General features: G+C 38.3%; 16 protein-coding genes and 1 pseudogene. 9 read left to right on the top strand and 8 right to left on the bottom strand.

The window, feature by feature from the left end:
* Nucleotides 1-125: 125 nt before the first annotated feature.
* The 4 genes from IPI59_08755 to IPI59_08740 form a co-directional block, all read right to left on the bottom strand.
* A complete protein-coding gene (locus IPI59_08755) occupies nt 126-1,625 on the bottom strand; it encodes a hypothetical protein (protein MBK7527622.1) in 1,500 nt (499 codons plus the stop codon).
* Nucleotides 1,615-3,702: an AAA family ATPase gene (locus tag IPI59_08750; GenBank protein ID MBK7527621.1), complete on the bottom strand. Its 2,088-nt coding sequence runs from the start codon at nt 3,700-3,702 to the stop codon at nt 1,615-1,617. The genes IPI59_08755 and IPI59_08750 overlap by 11 nt, the downstream gene beginning before the upstream one ends.
* 386 nt (nt 3,703-4,088) lie before the next feature.
* Nucleotides 4,089-5,888, bottom strand: coding sequence for a response regulator (locus tag IPI59_08745; protein ID MBK7527620.1), 1,800 nt, complete (start codon nt 5,886-5,888; stop codon nt 4,089-4,091).
* On the bottom strand, nt 5,885-6,250 hold the full coding sequence (locus IPI59_08740; GenBank protein MBK7527619.1) for a hypothetical protein: 366 nt from the start codon (nt 6,248-6,250) through the stop codon (nt 5,885-5,887). Before IPI59_08740 ends, IPI59_08745 begins: the two co-directional genes overlap by 4 nt.
* Nucleotides 6,251-6,433: 183 nt before the next feature.
* Between IPI59_08740 and IPI59_08735 the strand changes: the two are divergent.
* Nucleotides 6,434-7,209 (top strand): annotated as a pseudogene (locus IPI59_08735) (hypothetical protein).
* A gap of 229 nt (nt 7,210-7,438) precedes the next feature.
* Here IPI59_08735 and IPI59_08730 read toward each other — a convergent pair.
* Entirely contained in the window at nt 7,439-7,636 is a 198-nt protein-coding gene (locus tag IPI59_08730) for a hypothetical protein (GenBank protein MBK7527618.1), read from the bottom strand.
* A 3-nt stretch (nt 7,637-7,639) separates the two neighbouring features.
* Entirely contained in the window at nt 7,640-10,174 is a 2,535-nt protein-coding gene (locus IPI59_08725) for an RNA-directed DNA polymerase (protein ID MBK7527617.1), read from the bottom strand.
* Between the two features lie 336 nt (nt 10,175-10,510).
* Between IPI59_08725 and IPI59_08720 the strand changes: the two genes are divergently transcribed.
* From IPI59_08720 to IPI59_08685, 8 genes are all read left to right on the top strand, one after another.
* Nucleotides 10,511-10,657, top strand: coding sequence for a hypothetical protein (locus tag IPI59_08720; protein ID MBK7527616.1), 147 nt, complete (start codon nt 10,511-10,513; stop codon nt 10,655-10,657).
* A 14-nt stretch (nt 10,658-10,671) separates the two neighbouring features.
* Complete coding sequence (locus IPI59_08715) at nt 10,672-11,682, top strand: WYL domain-containing protein (GenBank protein ID MBK7527615.1); 1,011 nt, start codon at nt 10,672-10,674, stop codon at nt 11,680-11,682.
* Nucleotides 11,683-11,930: 248 nt separating this feature from the next.
* Nucleotides 11,931-13,922, top strand: coding sequence for a S9 family peptidase (locus IPI59_08710; protein MBK7527614.1), 1,992 nt, complete (start codon nt 11,931-11,933; stop codon nt 13,920-13,922).
* A 107-nt stretch (nt 13,923-14,029) separates the two neighbouring features.
* The gene (locus tag IPI59_08705; protein MBK7527613.1) at nt 14,030-15,253 is read left to right on the top strand and encodes a phosphoglycerate kinase; all 1,224 of its coding nucleotides are present in this window, start codon (nt 14,030-14,032) and stop codon (nt 15,251-15,253) included.
* A gap of 84 nt (nt 15,254-15,337) precedes the next feature.
* Nucleotides 15,338-16,627 (top strand): aminopeptidase P N-terminal domain-containing protein, encoded by a 1,290-nt coding sequence (locus IPI59_08700; protein ID MBK7527612.1) that lies wholly within the window; start codon nt 15,338-15,340, stop codon nt 16,625-16,627.
* Nucleotides 16,628-16,664: 37 nt separating this feature from the next.
* A complete protein-coding gene (locus IPI59_08695) occupies nt 16,665-17,375 on the top strand; it encodes a CDP-alcohol phosphatidyltransferase family protein (protein ID MBK7527611.1) in 711 nt (236 codons plus the stop codon).
* 196 nt (nt 17,376-17,571) lie between these two features.
* Nucleotides 17,572-19,749 carry a choice-of-anchor J domain-containing protein gene (locus IPI59_08690; GenBank protein MBK7527610.1) on the top strand — a complete coding sequence of 726 codons (2,178 nt, stop codon included), beginning with the start codon at nt 17,572-17,574 and terminating at the stop codon, nt 19,747-19,749.
* A 279-nt stretch (nt 19,750-20,028) separates the two neighbouring features.
* Entirely contained in the window at nt 20,029-20,721 is a 693-nt protein-coding gene (locus IPI59_08685) for a (d)CMP kinase (GenBank protein MBK7527609.1), read from the top strand.
* Between the two features lie 35 nt (nt 20,722-20,756).
* Here the strand turns inward: IPI59_08685 and IPI59_08680 are convergent, their stop codons facing one another.
* Together IPI59_08680 and IPI59_08675 are read right to left on the bottom strand one after the other, a co-directional pair.
* A complete protein-coding gene (locus IPI59_08680; protein MBK7527608.1) occupies nt 20,757-21,116 on the bottom strand; it encodes a cupin domain-containing protein in 360 nt (119 codons plus the stop codon).
* A gap of 43 nt (nt 21,117-21,159) precedes the next feature.
* Nucleotides 21,160-21,843, bottom strand: coding sequence for a transglycosylase SLT domain-containing protein (locus tag IPI59_08675; protein MBK7527607.1), 684 nt, complete (start codon nt 21,841-21,843; stop codon nt 21,160-21,162).
* Nucleotides 21,844-22,343 lie beyond the last annotated feature (500 nt).

The following is a 22,343-nucleotide window of genomic DNA, read 5'->3' as shown; positions in this document are numbered from 1 at the left end:
ATAATATAAGTAGGATGAAATAAATATTGATGTTATTTATTCCTTACTAATTCTAAAACATCCGGATAGAGGCTTTAAAATGCTTTCTATCCGGATTTTTTATTTTGGGTTCAATGCGTTTAGGTTTATATTAATTTCCAGCCCCACTCCTTTTTTTCTTCTTTGTAAGACCTTATTGCTCTCCCTGTGAATGGCATACCATCTTTAAGTTTATATTTCGTTAAAATTGATGGGTGAATAAAAACATCATCAATAAACCCGAAGGGTTTGCCAACAGGTATTTTTACAACTGCTGATACTTCTTTCGTAAATTGTTTTTTGAGTTCTTCGTCGTTAAACTTGGTCGCTGTATATACTTGATGAATTCCTCCATTAACATCACTTTTTTCAAGTCGAACTTTTAAGGTTTCGCCAATTTTTACCTCCGAGACGAATCTGTCGTATTTAAAAAAACCAAATTTAGTTTCAGATGCTATGAAATTGAGTATTTTTCTCTCTGAGTTTACAAACTCAACAATTACCGATACTTCGGGCACATCGCTAAACAGCAATGCCTCGGCAGCAGGTGCATATTTTTTATAGAAATTGAGGTTAGATTTAGCAATTTCGGCGGTTTTATACCAATTTGTAGTTTGCCAGTTTGCAATTTCGGCTGGAATTTTAAAGTTATGTTCTGTTCTTGCCTGAACTAACAAATCTATCTCTGTTCTTGCTTCGTTATACAGATTTTTTGAAATTAAAATTTTTGCCATTTTTTGCCTTAGATTTATCAGCATTTCTTCCGGACTTTTGCACATTAAGGCTCGGCAATAGCAGGCAAACACTTTTTCCGGATCATTTGAATACGCTTCTGCCAACAGTTCCCAAACCCAAAAATCGTTGCGTTTTTTTTGGGCAAAAGGCAATAAAGCCTCCAGCATACTATCCTTATCGCCTAATGCCAACAATAGTTTTGCCTTGAAATAAGACAGGTATTGAAACGTAGGCTCGGTTATCATATAGGTTAAATCCGGAAGAAAAGCCTCTGCCTTCGCTTTATCAAAAATTGTTTCTCCGTTTTGGGTTTGTTTTGGCAAGAGATGCTTTGCATAATTTATGTAGGCTTGCTCAACAATAGCCATAACTTCTCTGCCATTCGGCATTTTTTCCTTTTTAAAATCATCAGCTATAAAATTTCTTAAACCCCACCAATCGGCAAATTCGATATAACGGTTTGTATCTTTTAGCAATTTGTGTAATGCTCTAAAAAGCGCACTATATTCTTTTCGTAGTTTAGGAAAATGGAAGGTTTTGATGGCTTCAAACAGTTGTATGCCTCTGTTATGGTCTTGCGGATTATTTTTTAACAAAATAAAAGCCATTTTACCCACCTGCCAGCACAGTTGCTCAAACAGCATGGTTTCTTCTGGCGGCAACTCAAGGTTTTTTAGTTCGTTCAGCCATAAAATAAACGCATCGAACTGTTCAAGAGAACTATTTTGTTTCAAATAATCGTAATACACCCAGCTTATATTGCGTTTGGGCCAAATATTACCCGGATCTGCCTGCAATTCGGCTTTTGCAAGAGTTAAGGCTTGCGCTAATTCGCCCGATTCACGAAGTTTTTTTATATCTCTAGCTGGCATATTCTTCTTGTTTAAAAGTTTGCAATGCGGTTTTAATATTGGAGAGCAAGGATGGGCTATTGGTTAAATTTTGAATGGGCACTATTCTGCCAAAAAAACCATTCTTGTTGTATTCAAAATCTAAAACAGCTTTTTCGCTGTTTCGTTTAAAGGTATAGCGTTCTTTATACTGCAAATGTTCAATGTCGTCAATTGCAATTTCGGTATCTTTAAACAAAAATACCAAGTCGTCAAACAAACTCTTGGTAAAGGGGAATTTTTCCTCTAATTCAAGGTCAAATTCTATTTGGGTTATAATTGTTTCGGCAGTATTTCTCTTAACGGTAATATTTGGCAAATGGTTTACCAATTCGGCTATTGCCTTGTTAAACTCGTTGTTTGGAGATTGGTTGGGCATTACTGTTATTGCATTTTTAAACACGTTTTGCCCGTTTATATAAGTTCTGAAAACTGCTTTGTCTTGTTCTCTCGAAAAAGTGTACCTAATTTCAAAACCTATTTTATTCCATGCTACTATATCTATATTTTGTTTTTTTACGGCATGGCGGATTTTTATAAAATGATCCTGTATTGGAATTGCCTGCGCCAACAGGTGTAAACTTGATAGTTGTTGCAGCAACGTGTTATCGAGCCATATTTCTTCTGTCTGAGCCTGTGTTCCGGTTAATTCGTTTAAGGCATCTTGTACAGGTAAATCAACAAAAGCCAAAGCCGAATAAGAATTAAAAAAAGGTGGATTTAATGCGTACAATGTTTTTGCCGCACGGGTAATAGCCGTGTATGCCCAGCGATAAAAATGCTGATTTGTTTTGCCGGATTTCTGTTGTTTATCGTTAAAACAGTTGAAGCCTTCTGTATTATCGTTATCCCAAATGGTAAAAACATTATCCCATTCTCCGCCCTGTGCTTTATGGCAGGTTACGGCATACCCAAATTTCATCAACAAGCAATTAAAAAATTCGTCTTGCATGATGGCTTCTTTAAACTCCTCTGTTTTTGGCTTTAACGCTTGGTGGCGGTTTCTAAAATCAACAAATAATGCCTGGGTTTCTTCGGGTTTTAGGGCGTTATCGCCATAAAGGAAATTTTCGAGCATCTTGCCGGTTACAATTTTACTATTGTTTTCTGCATCCGGAAAAATCAATTCTACCTCACGCCAGCAAAGTTCAACCTGATTTTTACCCCTTAATGCTATGGTTCGCCTTGTAACGGTATCACTTACCTCATTAACTACGGCAAACTCACCGTTGAAAACACCTTTTTTGTAATTGTTGCCGCCCATAATTACAATATCTGTTTTTTGAAGCGGCAGAGCAGCACTGCCAAACCTCCGTTCTCTTATTTGTAAATTAAGGTTGTGGCAGGTTTTGTTTTTGCTGGCTATAATAATTTTTGGATTTGCCGCCTCTTGCCAGGTCTTCAGGAAAGTTTCGTAAGAAGGGTTTAGAATATTTTTACCGTTTGAACGCAGATTAAAATTGTTAAAATATCCGGATGAAATGCACTTGCGAATTTTTGCCGCAGTTTTCAAGATACCGCTATCGCCGCCCTGCCTTTGCACTTCTTTCATTTCAGTTTCTTCTGAGGCAAGATTAAATTTCTCTTCAAGATAGCTGGCATCAAAGGCTTTTGAGCTGTTATCGCCTACGGGTGGCAACTGGCAGGGGTCGCCAACAAAAATAATTTTAGAATTTACATTTGGCTGGGCAACTCTGGTGTAACTAATCAAATCGGATAATAAATGCCCGGTGCCAAAACGGAAAAACTCGCCCTCGCTTTTAACATCAGACAACATAGAAGCTTCGTCCACAATAAAAATTTTTCCAGCCACCGCTACATTATTCCTGATTTTGTAGGAGTAAAAAAAAGAATCGCCTTCTTCAACGGGCATCATATTATCATAGCTGTAAATAGATTTGTGGATAGTAAAAGCCTCCTGCCCGGTTTTTTCCCTTATTACTTTGGCTGCTCTTCCGGTAGGTGCCATCAGGGCAAAATCTTTTTCAATAGAAGCGAGGTACTCGACCAAACCTGCTAAAATGGTTGTTTTACCGCTACCTGCATACCCTTTTAGCATAAAAACCTGTACCGGACCTTTCCAAGAACGCCGCTAATTTGGTTAGCGCCTCCTCTTGACCGGGACTAAGATTTAAATGTTTAAAATGGTTGAATATGCTCATAGGATTTTTTTAATCAAATGCAAAGTTAGGATTGTTCTGTGAATTGATACTGCACAACAAATAATATTTATATGATAAAAATATACCAATATAGCCTAATCAACCCCGAAGGGATTTTATTATTATAGAAAAATTCCAATGAACAAAGGGCTCGACCCCAACGGGGGCGTATAAAAAACCCAATGCAATTTGGTACTATAAATAAATATTTGAACACTTCGGGTTTATATCCTTATGTGCAATCTTCAATCTTTTGAGGGTTGCAGTTATATTTAAACCAGTTTTATTGTATTCCCGGCTTTTTTTCTATTGCGGTATCTTTGGTTTGAATGGATTTAAATATTTCGCCTATACATTCAAACAGACTAATCGTTCCGTTGGGTGTAAATATGTCGTGATTCAAATAGTTACCTCTATTGTCTTGATAATCCAAAATTTTCTTATCATTATGAATAAAACCATTCCTTTTTTTGATTAAATGATATGCCGTTCTAATTAAACCATGATCTTCGCCGTTCCAAATTTGAAAATACAAGCCTGCCAATTTTTGCCATTCTGGCGGTTGAGTGCCAGTAACCGGGGTATTGGTATTGGTATAAATTTGATTTTCCTCCTTGTAACCCCAATCCAAAAGGTCTAAATCATTACCGCCATTATTAAAAATCCATTTGTAATTTGACGATTTTATAACAAACTCTTTATTAATTGACTCGATTATCATGTATAACGCAACAAAAGCATAGGCAAACTCCTCCTCTTTTCCAGCACGGGATAAAAGAAAATAAGAAAGTTCAAGCTGTTTTTTAATAGTGGTTTTTAACTCATCAGGAATATTTTTGTTTTCTAAAATTTCGTTCGATTCGTTCAAAAAATTAAAAGCGTGCTTTAAATATTTAGCTCGCGTTAGCCCCTTTTCAATAGATTTGTAGATTTTATCGATAGCTTTTCTGCTATAATTTTCATCAACACTTAGTTCGGGCGATTCTTTTATGATAAAATCATCTGCGCCTGCTGCATGCAACTCCATAAAATTCCAGATTTTATTTGTTGCCGATAAAACAATAACCTGAATACCAGGATTATACGCCTTAATCTGTACTAAAATTTTATATCCAGTAACATCTTCGGGTCTTGCAGGTTCAAAGGATTTTGCATCTTCAAAATCATCATCATGAAGCCTGAAATCTAAAATAACAATATCGGGATTGAAATCGCCCTTGACCATACCTAACGAATTTTCGATAATCTCCTCCTTGCTTAAATTCTTAAAATCACCCCCAATAGATTCAAATTGAGATTTAAAGAGCCTGTCAGAACAGATTTTTGTAAAAATACTATGCCATCCTTTGTTCACCTCGTCATCTATATATAAAACATTACCTCTTTTCGGAACAACCCGATTTGCTGGCTCAGTAGTTTCTGCAACTGGAGAAAGCTCTGCAATTGGGTACTTAAATTGTAAATATTTAAAATACAGATTGCTGCCTATTGTTTTTTCAATGGTTCGAATCTGGTCGTCATTTATTTGTAAAGCAGTAGCCCAACGATAAATAGCCCACTCGTTGGCAATAGAATGATGGGATTTGTAGTTGGAAGGTGGGTGTATTAAAATGGAATTTATAAAAGAATCATAACCATCTAATGGTTTTATACTTCCATTTGCATACCTGTTTTTTATATCTTCTAAATCTTCCAGCGTCTCCTTTATTAAATAAATACCCTTTGTAAATAATATTGATGGCTCGTGGCAGGTTGAGCCTAAAAATTGAAAACTTTCTTCGGCAATAAAAACAATTGGTATTTTTGATTTTTCTCCTAAATTTTTAGCTAACCTTATATGATAGGCTAATCTCAAACCAAAATATTCTAAATAGTTTTGGGTTAAGGCAATTTTAATGAAAACAATATCGCTTTTTTCTATTCTCTTTTTTAATCCTTCTGTAATCTCCATTTCCAAAATTTCATTTATATACAAATCAACATCTTTATCTATGTCAATATCGAAGACAAACTGCTCTGTTCCTGTAAAAAAATCGTACCTGTTAAACGATGTGTTATTGCCATGTACTAAAAGTTTATTCATGCTATTTCGTTTATTTTTTGGTCAATAACCGATTTTAAAGACAAAATTTGTTCTAAAGAAATTGAAGCGTACTCGCCACCTGAAAAAATAGACGCCGTTTTTTCATTTTCTAAATCTGGCTTTATAGCCGTATTTATTTTTAAGTAGCTTACCCTTTTTATTAGTTCTTCCCCGCTAAACTCAATAGCTGGGTATTTTTCTTTTATAGCATGTTTATTTAATTCCTCTGCAATACGGTTTCGCAGGTTAAGGAGCAAACTCAATTTCCAGTTTTCGCCAAATTGAAGTACCAATAAATTAACCGCTTCCTGCTTTTCACATGCTTCAATAAACAATTTTAGATTTTTAGGCTTAATGGACATTTTTTAGGCTAAAAACCTTCGAAAGCATTACTATTGTTAGCTTTGAGGACAATCAAAGGTTATGAATAAAAAAATGCTTTTACTGTGGTAAAAGGTTTGTAAAGAAAAACGGACTTGTAAAAGGAGTTCAATTGTATAAGTGTGCTCATTGTGGGAAACAATTTTTAGGTGGGCAACGCATCAATAACGAGACAAATATGGGAAGAATACAAAAGTGGTAAACAGACCTATTTGCAGTTAGCTCACAAGTATAATTGTTCTGTTAAAACGATTCAAAGGCGGTTAGACAAGATTAAAATAGTGGCTACAAAAAACAGGTAGAGTAGTCGTTGTATTAATGGACACCACCTATTGGGGCGGGGTTTTGGCGTAATGCTTTTTAAAGATGCCTACACCAAAGAAAACCTTTTGAAATATTATGTAAAGACAGAGACCAATGCGCTGTATATAGAAGGAATTAAGGAGTTAAAAAGGCGAGGTTTTACTATTTCGGCTATTGTTTGTGACGGAAGAAAAGGCTTATGCGTCGTTTAAGGGTATTCCTGTTCAAATGTCGTTCATCAAGCAGCAATAATTCGAAGATATTTGACCCGTAAGCCAGCTAAAAGCTGCACAAGAGCTGATGGATGTTGTAGATTTGATGAAGCAAACAGACAAAGAAGCTTTGTCGGAGCATTGGGCTATGGCTGAAAAATGGAAAGTGTTTCTAAACGAGAGAACTGTAAATCCGACTACAAACAAATCGTTTTATACGCATAAAAGGCTTAGAAGTGCTTATCGTAGTTTGAAGAATAATTTACCTCGTTTTTACTTGGCACGATAACAGGGAACTTCAAATACCTAACACAACCAATGCTATTGATGGACATTTCGCAGATTTAAAAAACAAATTAAGAAACCATAATGGCCTATCAATGAAACGGAAAATGAAATTTATAGATGGGTTTTTAAAGGTATAAGGGCTTTCTGAAAATATCAAAGGCTTACAATATACAGTAAACTTGAACCAAGCGTCTAAAAAATAGCCTAATTTTTGTCCATTACTCCGATTTTTAGAATAAAAATCCTTTGAATTAATAAGCAGAAAAGGAAACTCATTATCTTTGAGAACACTCGCCGTAATTCCTCCGGAAAAAAAAACCAATGGCTAATTTTTGTTTTTAAGGGGGGCCCCCAGGGGCCCCCTTTTTAATTAGACATGGGGCGCCGGGGGGCGGCAATACAGTCAAACTCCGCTAAACTATTTGTATCTCTTTGTTCTAAACTGTTTAAAAAATGGTCAAAACCTCCGCCGGTAATTATTTTTACCGATTGGTAAGCCGCTAATTCAAAATTAGTGCACTTTTCAAGACGATTTGTTTTATCTTCAATAATGGCAATTTTCATGGTTTATTTATAAAAGGTTAATATGTGTTTAAACCCCTCGGCTGCTTCAATTTTCTCATGTGTCGGTATACTCCTAAAAGGTTCGCCTAGTCTTATTTCGTCAGATATACCGTTTGAGAAAACCATAAGTGAACTGAGGTAATTAATTCGGTATGCCCCTTCTGCAAATTCAGATTCTATACTCCAGTCGCAAAGGTTTATCAAACAATTCTTTATGGAGCTAAAATCGCCTCCCTTAAGGTTAAGTTTATTATCATGAATTGACCTGCCTTTCTGAAATGAATTTCGGTGCAGAATGGTAAGTACTAATTTTTTATTAGTTTCTTCAGTTACAGCATATTCCACTTCCGGATGCTGAGGGCGTTTTTGTATTCCTTCAAAAATTAAATCAAGCCCTTCGCTGAGCCATTGTACGTCTGTATAAAAATTTTTGTTTACGAGATTGGAAATCTTTGGTGCTGAAAAACCGTTTAAATATTTGTCGTGCTTGTTAAGAATAAGGTTTAGCAAGCCGTCATTTTCATCTCTGATTTCAATTTCATTTTTAAAAACATCAATTATATGCTTAAATTTTTGAAGGGTTTTCCCACCCCGTTGAATCTGATATTGTTCGGGCAAAATAAAATCTTCGGGGTGTAGCGATGGGTTTTTATTACACGCCTCTAATAATTCTGGCGAACTCCAGCCAAAATAAATCCGTTTTTTAGGGTCTCCATGGCCCCATCCGTCTTTAGACACCTCTTTATTAAATAAGAAAGCCCATATTTTTGCATTTAGAGTATTATTCAAGTAAAATGAATAAGAAGTGAGCTTACGATACTGTTCGTTTGCTACACCTAAAAATTCGGACAAATCTTTAAATATTCCCAAATCGCGTTCGTTACCCCAGCTATGGGTTGTGTATTTTAGGACACTGTCATTTGAAGATAATTCCTTTAACAGGGCAACCAAGCTCTTAGGTTCATGCCAAACGGGGAGTTTTTCATATCTGTTACCTTGATTAGGATTATTCATCCGTTCGTGCTCTTCTAAATAAAGTGCCGTTTCACTTGGGGGGAGTCCTCGTTCTATAATTTTTTCTTTAGTAGGGGGGGTACTGCTTCCCATAAGTAAACGAAAAATCCCTAATCTCCTTAGTTTTGACCTTGGCGGCTCTTCGTTTGATTTATCACTTTTCCCCGTTAAACAATCAAATCGCAATTGCAGTTTTTTATACAGTTCATTGTCTTCCCCTTTCACCATTTTTAAAAAATCCAATTTTCCGGAGATAACGTTTTTCATTTCGGGTTTGCCTTTTAAACCCGTTGTTTTATCGGCGGTGTATTGCTGTAAAAAAAATATACTTGCTTTTTCATAACCATATCTTTCCCAGTAATACAGCCACATGCGCAATTGTTTTATATAGCGTTTTTGCACATTTACTTTATCGTTCACCAATAAGCCCGTAACCTCTTTGCGGTGTCCGTCTTTCTGCAAACGGGTTTTGGTTTCGTTAATACGAAAACCCTGCTCGGCTAAAATCCGGTGTAATTCTATTATAAATTCGCTACCCGGTTTGTAAACATTGTGTTTAGAGCTAAAACTAATATCGTCGGCATAACGGCTGTATTTTAGCCTGAAACGTTTGGCTACTCCTGTAAGAAGGTAATCGAGTTTTTGGCATACTATATTTGTTATAACTGGCGAAGTAGGCGCGCCCTGTGGCAATACATTTCGTTTAACTTTTTCCCATTCGCCTGCTTCGTTTTTTCGCTCCACTTCCATTTCGGTGCAGCACAGCGAGGCGATAATATTGGCTATTCCCAACCGGCTTGTATCCGGTATTTTATTTACCAACCAAAGGGTGTTTTTTAAAGATTTACCTTTTTGGGTTCTTAATGAACTGCCAGCCTGCAATACATAAGCATCTTTTTCAGCGTTAAAATTGTTTGACATATGAATGGGACGACCCAAAGGTGTTTTGACGAATACCCTTCCCTTGCCCTTATAAAACTTTACAGGCTTTTTTGTTTTCAGATAATTTTTTTGAAAATCCCCCCACCCCATAGAAAAAGGTTTTTCCGTAGCAGTCTCATTCAAATTGAAGGGTTTTAGTTGCAGGGTTTTCCATACCCTTGCCTGGTCTATACTCTGAAAAAAATCTTTCAGGTCTATATTATACACATAATTACTGCCAACATGCAGTTTAGCATTGTCCACAATTGACCTTTCCCAAACAAAACCCGTTGCCGCATTATGCGGTTCAAAAACAGCCTGAAGTATAAGCGCCAGCGTTTTTTGCAATGCTTTTAACCCTTTTACCGGCGCGTGTATGCTTCGGTCTGCCCCAGATTTTTTTTTGATGTGAAAGGCTTCATACCTTTTGCCACCCAATTTAGGGTTGGCGTGCCAGGTCAGTTGTTTCAAAGCAAACGGAACCGTTTTTTTTCCATAAATAAGGGGTTTTACCTCGTTTAACAAACGAAGTAAATCTTCTTTCGACTGCATTTTTTCAAAGGCAGTTTTAATACGGTCTATATGTTCTTGCGCTGGTTTCACTTTTTTAAATAGGTTCAATGAAGCCTGCTGCTGTATTCTTTGTGTATGTATAGAAATAATAATTAATATATTATCGTATCATTTAATCTGTCAGACGAGAGCTAACAAATTACCGATAAAACATTCATACTCCGATGAAACGGAGAACACCAACCGATTCATTCCAGTTGGCACAATTCAATATCGTGTAGCAGGCTTTCAAAGAACAGAGTGCAAAGTAATCATCTAACTATGCAGTAGAGCTGCACAAAAGTAATTATTTTAAATTAATTTTGCGCCAACTGCTGCACTATTTAATTAAAACAAAACCAATCAAACCAACCCCGAAGGGGTTTTATGTTTATAGAAAAACCCTACAGAATAAAAGGTTCGACCCCGACAGGGTCGTATAAAACCCCCCTACAACCTGTTCTACAAACGTTTGAACCCTTGGGGTTCTTCTCTGCCCATATTTACAAAAATTACCCCCCCGCCGCACCATAAAAAACAAGAACACTATGGCTACAAATAAAAATGCACTTATACGCTACAAAGTATTGGATAACTGCTTCAGAAATCCGGGAAGAAGGTATTTTATTGATGATTTGATTGCCGAATGTGAAAATATCTTGCTTGAAATAGATCCGGAATCGAACGGCATCAGCCGAAGGCAGCTATTTGAAGATATTGCCTTCATGGAAAGTAAAGAAGGCTGGAGCATTGATTTGGCAAGGCACAGGTTTGGCAAAAAAGTGTACTATCGCTACGCCGACATGTCGTTTTATATTAATAATATGCCTTTGAACGAAGTAGAAATTAACCAGTTAAAGGCTGCGGTGGGCATACTTTCGCAGTTTAAGGGTATGCCACAATTTGAATGGGTAAATGAGCTGGTGCCTAAACTGCAACAAGGAATGGCTATTGATGAAATGCCCACTACTATTATGGAGTTCGACAGCAACCAGTACCTAAAAGGTATTGAGCACCTTGGGCAATTGTATAATGCCATTTTCTATAAAAAAGTACTTGCCATTAGTTATCAGCCCTTTGAAAATGATATTCCTTTTGAGGTTCGGCTACACCCCTATTTTTTAAAACAATATAATAGTCGCTGGTTTTTATTTGGCTATAATCCGGAAAAGAAAAAACACGACTGGAATTTGGCTATAGACCGCATTGTATCTGTTGAGGAAACAAAAGGGGCGTATCAAAAAAACAATAAAATAGACTGGCAGGAGTATTTTGAAGACATAATCGGCGTTACCAAACCCGACAATGCCGAACCCGAACAAGTAGTGTTGCACTTTAAAGGCAGAACAGGAAAATACATGGAGACCAAGCCCTTGCATGGTTCGCAAAAATCGAAATGGATAGACGAAAATACCTTAAAAATAAGCCTGCACGTAATTATCAACTACGAGTTAGAAAGGTTAATACTTTCGTATGCCGATATGGTTGCGGTTATAGCACCATTAAGGCTTGCCGATACCGTTAAATCGAGGTTAGAAATGGCAATAAAGCAGTACTAAAAAAATGCAAGATAATTTTAAATACATATTGAGTTGCAATTAACAGTTCTTTTGACTTTGGGAAGGTATGGCTTAAATAAATTTCATTTTTACTAAAACTAAACATCCGGATAGAGGCTTTAAAATGCTTTCTATCCGGATTTTTTATTTTGGGCGGGTTTTTAAAAATTACACGGAAGTCAAAATTTGTTTTTATCATAACTAATTCCTAATTTTAGGCGATAGAAAAAAACAACCAACTACCAAAAATGAAACTAAAAGATTTATACAAATTGCAAACCATATCGGGTTGCCATTTTTCGGCATCAGGGAAAAAAGTAGTATATGCTTTGAACCGTATTGACAAAAAAACCGAAAAAAAATATTGTAATTTGCAACTCATCGAGGTTAAAACTGGTAAAACCCAATCGCTCACCAAAGGCGATTTTATTGATGTAGCCGCCCGGTTTTCGCCCGACTGCAAATGGGTTGCATTTTTAAGCAACCGCACCGAAAATAAAACCACTCAACTATTCCGGATAAATATTAAATCCGGAAAAATTAGTCAATTAACGCATTCAGATGCCGATATTCAACAATTTTCATGGTCGCCATCTGGCCGGCAAATAGTGCTTCAAACGCAGGCGCACACCAAATCCGAAATAAAACGCCGCAACAACGAAGCGCAAAAAGCATTGGGTGTGGTTGAAATGCACTATAAAAAACGCCCATTTTTTAAAAGCGATGGCATGGGCTACAACCGCGAAGAAGCCAACCAAATTAGTGTGCTTGAAATTAAAAATAAAAAAATTAAAAATTTAACTCTCGATAAAGATTTTACCAACAATGGCCCAATATGGTCGCCGTGTGGCAATTTTATTGCTTGGGTGGGTAGTAAATTTCCGGATTGTGATTTGCACCCTGGAGAGGATGAAATATATTGCCACAACCTCGAAGAGCAATCGGTGCGCAAATTGCCCGGCAGCCCCTCGCCCAAATGGTCGCTAACTTTTTCGCCCGATGGAAAACAATTAGCATGGATAGGCAACAAAAATGCAGCCCAATGGTGGAGCAACTGCCATTTATACCTTCAGCCATTTGACGGCAGCAGCGAACCCGAAATATTAACCGAAAACTTGGGCATGTGCTGTTCAAACTTATCGTTAGGCGATGTTAAAAGCGGCGTAACTGATTCGGCGCCCATTTTTACTGCCGATGGGCGCGGGTTAATTTTTCAATACTCAAGCGAAGGGCATACCTATATTGGCACCCTCGATATAGCTACCAAAACCTTATGGCCTACCGCAAACGAGCCCGGCGTATGCTGTGAATTTTACACCGATGCGAGCCGCCAACAACTATTATATGTGCACGGCAGCTTTTACGACCCCATGCAAATAAAACTGCTTGCTGCCAATGGTCAAACTCAAAATTTGACCCAATTAAACAAAAATCTGCTGCAAAACTACAATTTTGGCGATTTAGAAGAGCTGCGCATTACCTTACCCGACGGCGAAACCCAAATTCATGGATGGGTATTAAAACCACCCCAGTTTGACCCCGAAAAACAATATCCTTCGGTGCTGCAAATACATGGCGGCCCCTGGCTGCAGTTTGCCCACGCTTTTATGCACGAGTTTTTATGGTTGGCGGCGCAAGGTTATGTTGTTCATTTTTGCAACCCGTTAGGCAGTAAGGGCTACGGCGAAGCCTTTGCCAAAGCCATTCAAAATAACTGGGGACAACCTGCCTACGAGTCGCTAATGGCCTGGACCGATGAAATTGCTAACTTGCCCTATATAAACCCAAATCAAATGGGAGTTTGCGGCGGCAGCTATGGCGGCTATATGGTAAACTGGATTATTGGGCACACCCACCGCTTTAAAGCTGCCGTAACACAACGCTGTGTTAGTAATTTGGTGAGTTTTTGGGGCAGCAGCGACGTAAACTGGGCATTTCAGCAGGCATTCAGCAACAAACCTCCTTTTAAAGATTTTACCAATTACTGGCGTTTATCGCCCATAAAATACATTGCCAACGCCAAAACCCCTACCCTGGTTATGCACAGTCTTAACGATTACAGATGCCCCATTGAACAAGGCGAGCAGGTATTTGTAGCCCTTAAATATTTAGGAGTTGAAACCGAATTGGTGCTGCATCCGGAAGAATCGCATGGACTATCGCGCAATGGTCGCACCGACAGGCGTATATCGCGCTTAAAACATATAAAAAGATGGCTGAACAAGCATCTGACTGAGTAAATATAACCAAATAAATAAATAGGTGCACCTAATTAAGGACTTAAATAACACTAAACGCTGTTAGGGTAACAAAAACTATTGTAACTTTGCCGTCAATAGTAAAAAATATGAACTTAGCATCTGATTTTAATTTTAACGGCCTAAAAGCCTTAGTACGGGTTGATTTTAATGTGCCTTTAAATGCCGAACGTCAAATAACCGATAATACCCGGATAGTTGAGGCATTGCCCACTATCAACAAAATATTGTCAGATGGTGGCGCTATGGTATTAATGTCGCATTTAGGTCGCCCTAAAGGTATTGCCGACGAAAAATACTCGTTACAGCCCGTTGTGGCTGAATTACAGAAATTAATAAATCGTAAAATTTATTTTGCCCCCAATTGCATTGGTGAGGCTACTCAACAAGCCGTAGCTAATTTAAAATCCGGAGAAATTTTATTGCTCGAAAATGTGCGTTTTCATGCCGAAGAAGAAACGGGCGATGCAAATTTTGCCAAGCAGTTAGCCGATTTAGGCTGCCAGGTTTACGTAAATGATGCCTTTGGCACTGCCCACCGTGCCCACGCAAGTACTTGTACCATAGCCCAGTTTTTTAAACCGCAACACCGGCTTATGGGCATGTTGTTAGCCGAAGAAGTGCAAAATGCCAAACGTTTTACCGAACAAGCACAAAGCCCCGTAGTAGCCATTTTAGGCGGGGCAAAAGTTAGCGACAAAATTTTACTCATCGAAAACCTGCTTAATAAGGTGGACACCATTTTAATAGGTGGTGGCATGGTTTATACTTTTGTAAAAGCAATGGGATTAAATATTGGCAAATCGTTATGCGAAAACGACCGTTTAGAGGTGGCACAAAATATTTGGAACATGGCAAAACAAGCCAAAGCTACACTTGCCCTACCTATTGACAGCCTTTGTGCTGCCGAATTTAACAACGATGCCCCTATAACGGTACACTATAATAACGAACTTCCGGATGATAAAATGGGTTTAGACATTGGCCCCGAATCTATACCTGCATTTACAGACATCATACTTAAAGCAAAAACCATATTTTGGAACGGCCCCATGGGCGTTTTTGAAATGCCAAATTTTGCCAAAGGTACAAAAGCCATTGCCCACGCAGTTGCTAAAGCTACCCAGCAAAACGGCGCTTTTTCGCTGGTAGGTGGCGGCGACAGTGTGGCAGCCTTAAAACAACTTGGTTTGGACAGTCAAATAAGTTATGTTAGCACGGGCGGCGGCGCCATGTTAGAGTTGTTAGAAGGCAAAGAACTGCCAGGCGTTAAAGCATTAATGCCCGACCTCAAAGCTCAAACAGAGCAATAAACCCTGTTTAAGCCTTTTAATTAGGCTAAATTTTAAAAACCAATACTATACTAAACCCAAAAATACAAACCTATTTTATTTATAATGAAAAAGTATCACGCTATTGCCGCCGAATTGTTCGTTGAAAACCGCAAACGTTTAGCCGCACAATTAGCACCCAACTCAGTAGCTATTTTTAATTCGAATGACGAGTGGCCACGCAGTGCTGACGGATTTCATTTATTTAGGCAAAACGCTGATTTGTTTTATTTATCCGGAATTGACCAAGAGCAAACTACGCTTCTCCTTTTCCCCGACCATCCGGATGAAAACCTGCGCGAAGTACTTTTTATCCGCGACACAAACGAACATATTGCCGTTTGGGAGGGTCATAAATATACAATTGAAGAAGCCCAGGCACAGTCGGGCATTAAAACCATATTTTGGGCAAGTCAGTTAGATGCTCATTTGCCGAGTTTTATGTATGTAGCGCAAAACTGTTACCTTAATACCAACGAGCACTTGCGCATGCGCACCCCCATTGCCGACAAAGATTTGCGCTTTGCCCAACAGCTATGCCAACAATACCCTTTACACAATTTTAAACGTTTGGCCCCAATAATGCACCATTTGCGCAGCATAAAAACCGATGCCGAACTTGCCTGCATGCGCGAGGCTATCAATATTACACGCAGTGCTTTTTTACGGGTGCTTAAATTTGTAAAACCGGGCGTAACCGAATACGAAATTGAAGCCGAAATTATGCACGAGTATCTTAAAAACAGGGCTACCGGCCCAGCGTATAGTAGCATCATTGCATCGGGCGGTAATAGCTGCGTACTTCATTATGTGGCTAATAATCAGGTTTGCAAAGATGGCGATATTTTACTAATGGATTTTGGCGCCGAATATGCCAATTATGCCGCCGACTTAACCCGGACAATTCCAGTTAATGGCCGGTTCACCGCAAGGCAAAGGGCTGTTTACGAAGCTGTTTTGCGCGTAATGGAGCAAGCCAAATCAATGTTAGTACCGGGCAATTACCTGAGCGACTACGAGAAGGATGTAGGTAAAATTATGGAAAGTGAACTAATTGGCTTAGGCTTATTAAGCAAAGATGAGGTTGCCAAACAAAATCCGGATAGGCCATTATATAAAAAGTATTATATGCACGGAACATCGCATTTTTTGGGCTTAGACGTGCACGATGTAGGCCACAAATATAACCCCATACAAGCAGGCATGGTGTTTACCTGCGAGCCGGGCATATATATTAGAGAAGAAGGCATTGGCATACGTTTAGAAAACGACATATTAGTAACTGACCACGGCCCTGTTGATATGATGCAGTTTGTACCTTTGCATCCGGATGAAATTGAAGACTTGATGAATTAGCACTAATCTATATTTTTTACTATCTGCTGTTATTAATATGCGTAAAAATATACCCAATTTATTTACGCTTTGTAATTTACTACTTGGCTGCATCGCTGTTGTTTTTTTATTTAATGGCTACGAACAATGGGTGCCATGGTTGGTATTTTTTGCCCTTGTTGCCGATTTTGCCGATGGATTTTTTGCCCGGCTGCTAAATGCCCACTCGCCCATCGGCGGCCAGCTCGACTCGTTGGCCGACATGGTTACGTTTGGCTTTTTACCAGGCGCTATTTTATTTTTTTTGTTGCAACGTCATTTTGGCTATGGCACCATTATTTGGGTCAGTTTGCCGGGCTTTTTACTCACTTTGCTTTCGGCGGTGCGCTTAGCCAATTTTAATATTGACGAGCGGCAAACTATGGGTTTTATTGGCTTGCCTACGCCTTCGGCTTGTGCTTTTGTTATAGGCTTGTTGGCCTTGTATAATGCCCCACAAAAAGGATATTTGGCCTATTACTTTTTACATCCGGCAGCTATTTATGCCTCAACTGTAATTTTATCAATTTTATTGGTGGCCGAGTTGCCCATGTTCTCGAACAAATTTACCCATTTTAACTGGCAGGGCAACGAGTTGCGTTATAGTTTTGGATTTATAAGCTTAGCGGCTGTTATTGTGTTGGGTTTTGCAGCTACTTTGGCCATAATTCCTATATATATTATTTTGTCCATGTACATGCATTGGCAGAACACCATAAAAAAAACATAGACCAGCAAAACGATTGCAACTAAAGTCCAACAATATACTTGTAGCACTTTGCTTAAAACTTTAGGCTGCTATAACCGAGCAATTTTGGTTTTTTTCTTTTTTAGAGTTTTGCTTATAAGCTAATTTTGTGTAAATTTGAGCCAAATTAAGCAATAATTCAAGTTAACTACAATATTTTATTTTACAAAACTACAATATGAATCTTTCCCGTATCTCTTTCTTATTTTTAACCTTATTTGTGTTGGGGCATTTTTTTAATACCCCCATACAAGCCCAACATCGGTGCGGCTCAATGCTGCAATTAAAACATGCCATGGCAGAAGACCCTTCAATAATAGAACGCATTGCCGAGTTGAACGAACAAGCAGCCAACTATAAACCCAAAGATGGACAAGAAGAAATTATTACTATTCCGGTTGTATTTCATATCTTGGAAACTAACGGAATCCCACAAACAAAAGTAAGTGACGATAAAATTTATACCCAACTTGATGTTTTAAACGAAGCGTTTAGGCTTAAAAACAAAGATTTTGATAATGTACGTGAAATTTTTAAACCTTTTGCCGCCGATATTGAAATAGAATTTTGCCTTGCTGCCCAAACTCCCGATGGTTTGGCTACAACCGGAATTACCCGCACTGCTACTAATGTTAAAAAATTTGATATTGGCAGTAATGTAGCAAAATATACCGCCGACGGCGGTAAAGATGCCTGGGATACAAAAAAATATCTTAATATATGGGTTTGCGCCGATATATGGGATGAAAATAGCGGCAATGATGATATTTTAGGCTATGCGCAGTTTCCGGGGGGAGGAAAAAAAGAAACAGATGGCGTAGTGTTGGCCTACAATGCTTTTGGCACCATTGAACCCGTTTTAGACGATTACAATGAAGGTGGGTCAGCAGTTCACGAGGTTGGCCACTGGTTGGGATTATGGCATATATGGGGAGACGGCTTGGGTGAAGAACTGTCGTGTTTTCATGATGATGAAGTTAGCGACACGCCTGAGTCAATAGAGGCCAATTACAAATGTGATTATAAAATTGACCAATGTACCAACGATGCCTTTCCGGATATGATTGAAAACTATATGGACTATACATCCGACAAGTGCACAAGTATGTTCACATCTGGCCAAAAAAACCGGATGCGAAGCGTGTTTAATTTTAATGCCTTTCGTTATGCCCTTGCCTCGTCAAATGGTTGTGTTTCGGTAGCTACTGCCGAAAATGGCGCTAAACTTGAAAAAGTTATTAGCCCAACCGGTGCTCAAAACTGTACTTGTGTAGCGCCCGAAATTGAATTTTCAAACTCAGGTACAGGCATGTTGTATTATGTTAAATTTAGATACAATGTAGATGGCGGCCCGTTTAGCTCGCTATTTTGGACGGGCGAACTTAACTCGTTAGGCAAGGCAAGTTTTACCTTAGATACCATTTGCGCATCGGGAGATGGCACAATTCATGAGCTAAAAATTATATGTTTAGACCCTAACGGGCTGCCCGATTTTGATAAAAATGGCGACACCATAGTAAAAGCTTTTGCAACCGTTAAGCCTGCCATTACTACTAAAATTGTTGAAAGCTTTGAGGGGTCTTTTCCGCCCGCAAGCTGGTCGGTTGGCGGTACAACCGGATTTTCGGCGGGTAACTCAGGAAATAATAGTGCCGCGTCGGCATCAATGCCCAATTTTAGTTATGCGGCAGCGGCTGGCACACAAGATGAGTTAATTTTACCCGAAATAGACCTAAATAGTTTCCCCGAAGCCTCGTTTCAGTTTGATGTTGCTTATGCACAGAAAAATGCCGGAGAAACACCCGATATTTTAGAAGTGTGGGTTTCGCGCTGCTCAAAATATTCATTTGAAAAAGTATGGTCAAAAAGCGGTGCCGATTTGGCTACCGCCCCACCTACAACAAATAATTTTGCACCATCGGGTTTGCAATGGCGAAAAGAAGTGATAGACCTTAATAATTACGTAGGCTCGCGCAATTTGGTAATTAAATTTAGGCAAACCCGCGGCCAAGGCAACAACTTATTTATTGACAATGTTAACCTGCAGCACACGGTAGGTTTTGAGACGCCGCAAATTATCAACAAACCTAATATCTACAGCAAATTATTCCCCAATCCGGCACAAAATAGCGCGGTTTTACAAATACAAAACGGGCATCAAAATGGCAGCTATCAAGTAGTAATGTACAATGTATCGGGCAAACAGCTAACAAGCTGGCAGATCCCCTCAAGTGGCGGCTCGCCAACTATTGAGCAAACAATTTCGTTACAAGACTATTACGAGGGGGTTTACTTTGTTGTAATTACCAACCCTAAAGGAGAGCAAGCTATACACAAATTAGTAAAACTAAAATAGCAAACTATCCTCGCGCCTTCTGGTTAGCTGAAATATCTACTAAAGTGGAGTTTAAAAGCAAACCTACAAATAAAACCCTTATCCGGAAAAGGCTATATTCCGGATAAGGGTTTTAATCATAAGATAACACATATAAAATGATATAAATGCCATACATTGAAACAAGTAAAACATTGCCAATATCCGGAATAAATAGTACTTAGCATTATCTCGCCCCTTAACGAACATAACACTTCTAAAAAAATACCATAATCAACAAATTAATATTAAGCATACAATATGAAACGTATTATAATAGCCATTGACGGCCACTCGTCTTGTGGAAAAAGCACTTTAGCACGTGCGTTGGCTAATCATTTTCATTATTTATATATAGATTCGGGGGCAATGTATCGTTGTGTTACCTTATATATTTTGCAAAACAATATTTCACCTGACAACGATGCCGCAATTATAGCCACCTTGCCCAATATAAATATACATTTCACGCATATAAACGGCCAAATAGAAACTTATTTGAACGGCCAAAACGTAGAAAAACAAATCAGAGAAGACAAACAAATTGCCAACCACGTCAGCACTGTTGCCGCCATACCTGCTGTGAGGCAATTTTTGGTGAAACAGCAACAACAGTTAGGCATTAACAAAGGTATTATAATGGATGGGCGCGATATTGGCACTGTTGTTTTTCCGGATGCCGAATTAAAAATATTTTTAACTGCGAAACCTGAAATCAGGGCACAACGCCGCTATAACGAGTTAATGGCCAAAGGAGTAGCTAATATTACCTACCAAGAAGTTTTGGCAAACCTAATTCACCGCGACAATATTGACTCGACACGTGAAACTACACCGCTTAGATGTGCGCCCGGTGCCCAATTGATTGACAACTCAAATTTAAACAAAGAAGAGCAACTGGCTATTGCCATTGATTTGGCTATGTCTGCCATAAGTAAATTGCCGGATGAATAAAGCAAAAACCAACCTAAGTTTTATTTAGTCCTCAATTAATCATCCGGATAATGTATAGCCAACCAAATACAAGGCGGAGTAGCAGTTGTTGCAACAACTTTATGCTTTGTCTCTTTTGGAATAAACAAATAATCGCCAGCAGCTAACTGGCAAACCGAGCCATCATCAAAAGCAATACTTGCCTGCCCTTGCACTAACAGAACCCACTCGTGGCGGGCTTGTTGGTACCAACCTGTTTGTGGCGATGTTTGCCCCGCCGAAACAATACGCTCAATAGTTATTTGCGAGGTAGTGCCGGGCAATTCCTCAAAAGTTTCGGGCAGGGGAGGTAATGATATTTGGTCTTTGTTAAGTAAAAACAAATTGTTTTTAACAGGCTTGATTGGCGTAGGCATGGGCATAATTGGTTTACTTAACAGCAGCAGTAGCTAAGCTAAATTAAGCAGATTTTATCTTTTTAGCTATTGCTTCGCGGTAAATTGCCGAAGTAGTTCGGGCAAAGCCCTCTTGTGGTGGCAAGCCCCAAAGTTCGGGATACTTTTTTTGTAAACTGCGTTCAATATCCAAAACAGTTACCATCCCATCTTTGTTGGCATCTAAGCCCCGGTTTTGATGATAACCCGCACTGCGCTTTTTCCAAAGTACATGACTATTTGGCTTATTTAAAGCTTTAGGGTATAAAATGGCTATTTTTAAATCGGCAACAGAGTTAATTTTGCCATACTTTTCTGTTACTTCAAATAAATAAGCCTTTACTAAATCAAGCTGGTTTATTGGGTTAGTTGGTAATTTTTTGTAGCCCAATTCGCGCAAGGTAAAATCCATAAACTGAATTAAGCCTTTTGCACCCGAATTGTTTCGATTTGATATGGTTGGATGAAATTCCGACTCAGAATCAATAACAGCCATAATCCAATCAGGCTCAATGGTTAAGTCGGCAGCTACTTTGTAAACTTTATTCGAAAAGGCAGTTATATCATCTATGTGTTCTTCTGCCAACTCCGTCAAATAAAGGGGTTGATTGATGTTTTTATCTTTAAGATATGCCTCGGCATGAGTAGGGTTATTTACACCCGCAGCCGGAAGTATTGCTCCTAAAAAAACAAGCATCATTTTCTTCATATAAAATGTAGGTTGATAAAAAAAAATTGCTACACAGGTAGCAAGGAATTATATAATGTGTAAAACGCTATAAATCAAGGATATAATTAAGTGTTGAATAAAAATTAATAATAGTATTTAACAAAGATATGAAGTATAAACGAGAAATTTACCAATTTGTTGCGGCAAAACCCGTTAGTAGCTCATGGTATTTAGCGTTATGAATGGCATTACTTTTTTTACAATATATAAAAAACTATACCGGATAAGCAATTAAAGGGCTTAAAATCAAATACAATTTAATAGCATTATTAAAAAAAAAATGTAAAGTAAAATAAAATTTTAGAATAATATATAAACCACGGCCCCAAATAATATTTGTTATTTTTATTTTTGTTTTATACTGAACAACAGTCATTAATAAATATTAACTTTTAACAACAATATTTAATAGTATATTTAACATTTAATATTTTGTTGCTAACTTAATTTATTATAATTTTGTGCCAAATTTTCATCAC

It is taken from the genome of Sphingobacteriales bacterium, assembly GCA_016706405.1.
Taxonomy (GTDB): Bacteria; Bacteroidota; Bacteroidia; order Chitinophagales; family UBA2359; genus BJ6.
This window is presented reverse-complemented; position numbering and strand designations above follow the sequence as displayed.

Excerpts from the sequence above, each read along its gene's own strand:
- IPI59_08720 (MBK7527616.1), top strand. The coding sequence starts at position 10,511 with ATGTTTATAGAAAAACCCTACAGAATAAAAGGTTCGACCCCGACAGGG.
- IPI59_08680 (MBK7527608.1), bottom strand. The coding sequence starts at position 21,116 with ATGCCTACGCCAATCAAGCCTGTTAAAAACAATTTGTTTTTACTTAAC.
- IPI59_08715 (MBK7527615.1), top strand. The coding sequence starts at position 10,672 with ATGGCTACAAATAAAAATGCACTTATACGCTACAAAGTATTGGATAAC.
- IPI59_08690 (MBK7527610.1), top strand. The coding sequence starts at position 17,572 with ATGAATCTTTCCCGTATCTCTTTCTTATTTTTAACCTTATTTGTGTTG.
- IPI59_08745 (MBK7527620.1), bottom strand. The coding sequence starts at position 5,888 with ATGAATAAACTTTTAGTACATGGCAATAACACATCGTTTAACAGGTAC.
- IPI59_08700 (MBK7527612.1), top strand. The coding sequence starts at position 15,338 with ATGAAAAAGTATCACGCTATTGCCGCCGAATTGTTCGTTGAAAACCGC.
- IPI59_08750 (MBK7527621.1), bottom strand. The coding sequence starts at position 3,702 with ATGCTAAAAGGGTATGCAGGTAGCGGTAAAACAACCATTTTAGCAGGT.
- IPI59_08755 (MBK7527622.1), bottom strand. The coding sequence starts at position 1,625 with ATGCCAGCTAGAGATATAAAAAAACTTCGTGAATCGGGCGAATTAGCG.
- IPI59_08730 (MBK7527618.1), bottom strand. The coding sequence starts at position 7,636 with ATGAAAATTGCCATTATTGAAGATAAAACAAATCGTCTTGAAAAGTGC.
- IPI59_08695 (MBK7527611.1), top strand. The coding sequence starts at position 16,665 with ATGCGTAAAAATATACCCAATTTATTTACGCTTTGTAATTTACTACTT.
- IPI59_08675 (MBK7527607.1), bottom strand. The coding sequence starts at position 21,843 with ATGAAGAAAATGATGCTTGTTTTTTTAGGAGCAATACTTCCGGCTGCG.
- IPI59_08740 (MBK7527619.1), bottom strand. The coding sequence starts at position 6,250 with ATGTCCATTAAGCCTAAAAATCTAAAATTGTTTATTGAAGCATGTGAA.
- IPI59_08705 (MBK7527613.1), top strand. The coding sequence starts at position 14,030 with ATGAACTTAGCATCTGATTTTAATTTTAACGGCCTAAAAGCCTTAGTA.
- IPI59_08710 (MBK7527614.1), top strand. The coding sequence starts at position 11,931 with ATGAAACTAAAAGATTTATACAAATTGCAAACCATATCGGGTTGCCAT.
- IPI59_08685 (MBK7527609.1), top strand. The coding sequence starts at position 20,029 with ATGAAACGTATTATAATAGCCATTGACGGCCACTCGTCTTGTGGAAAA.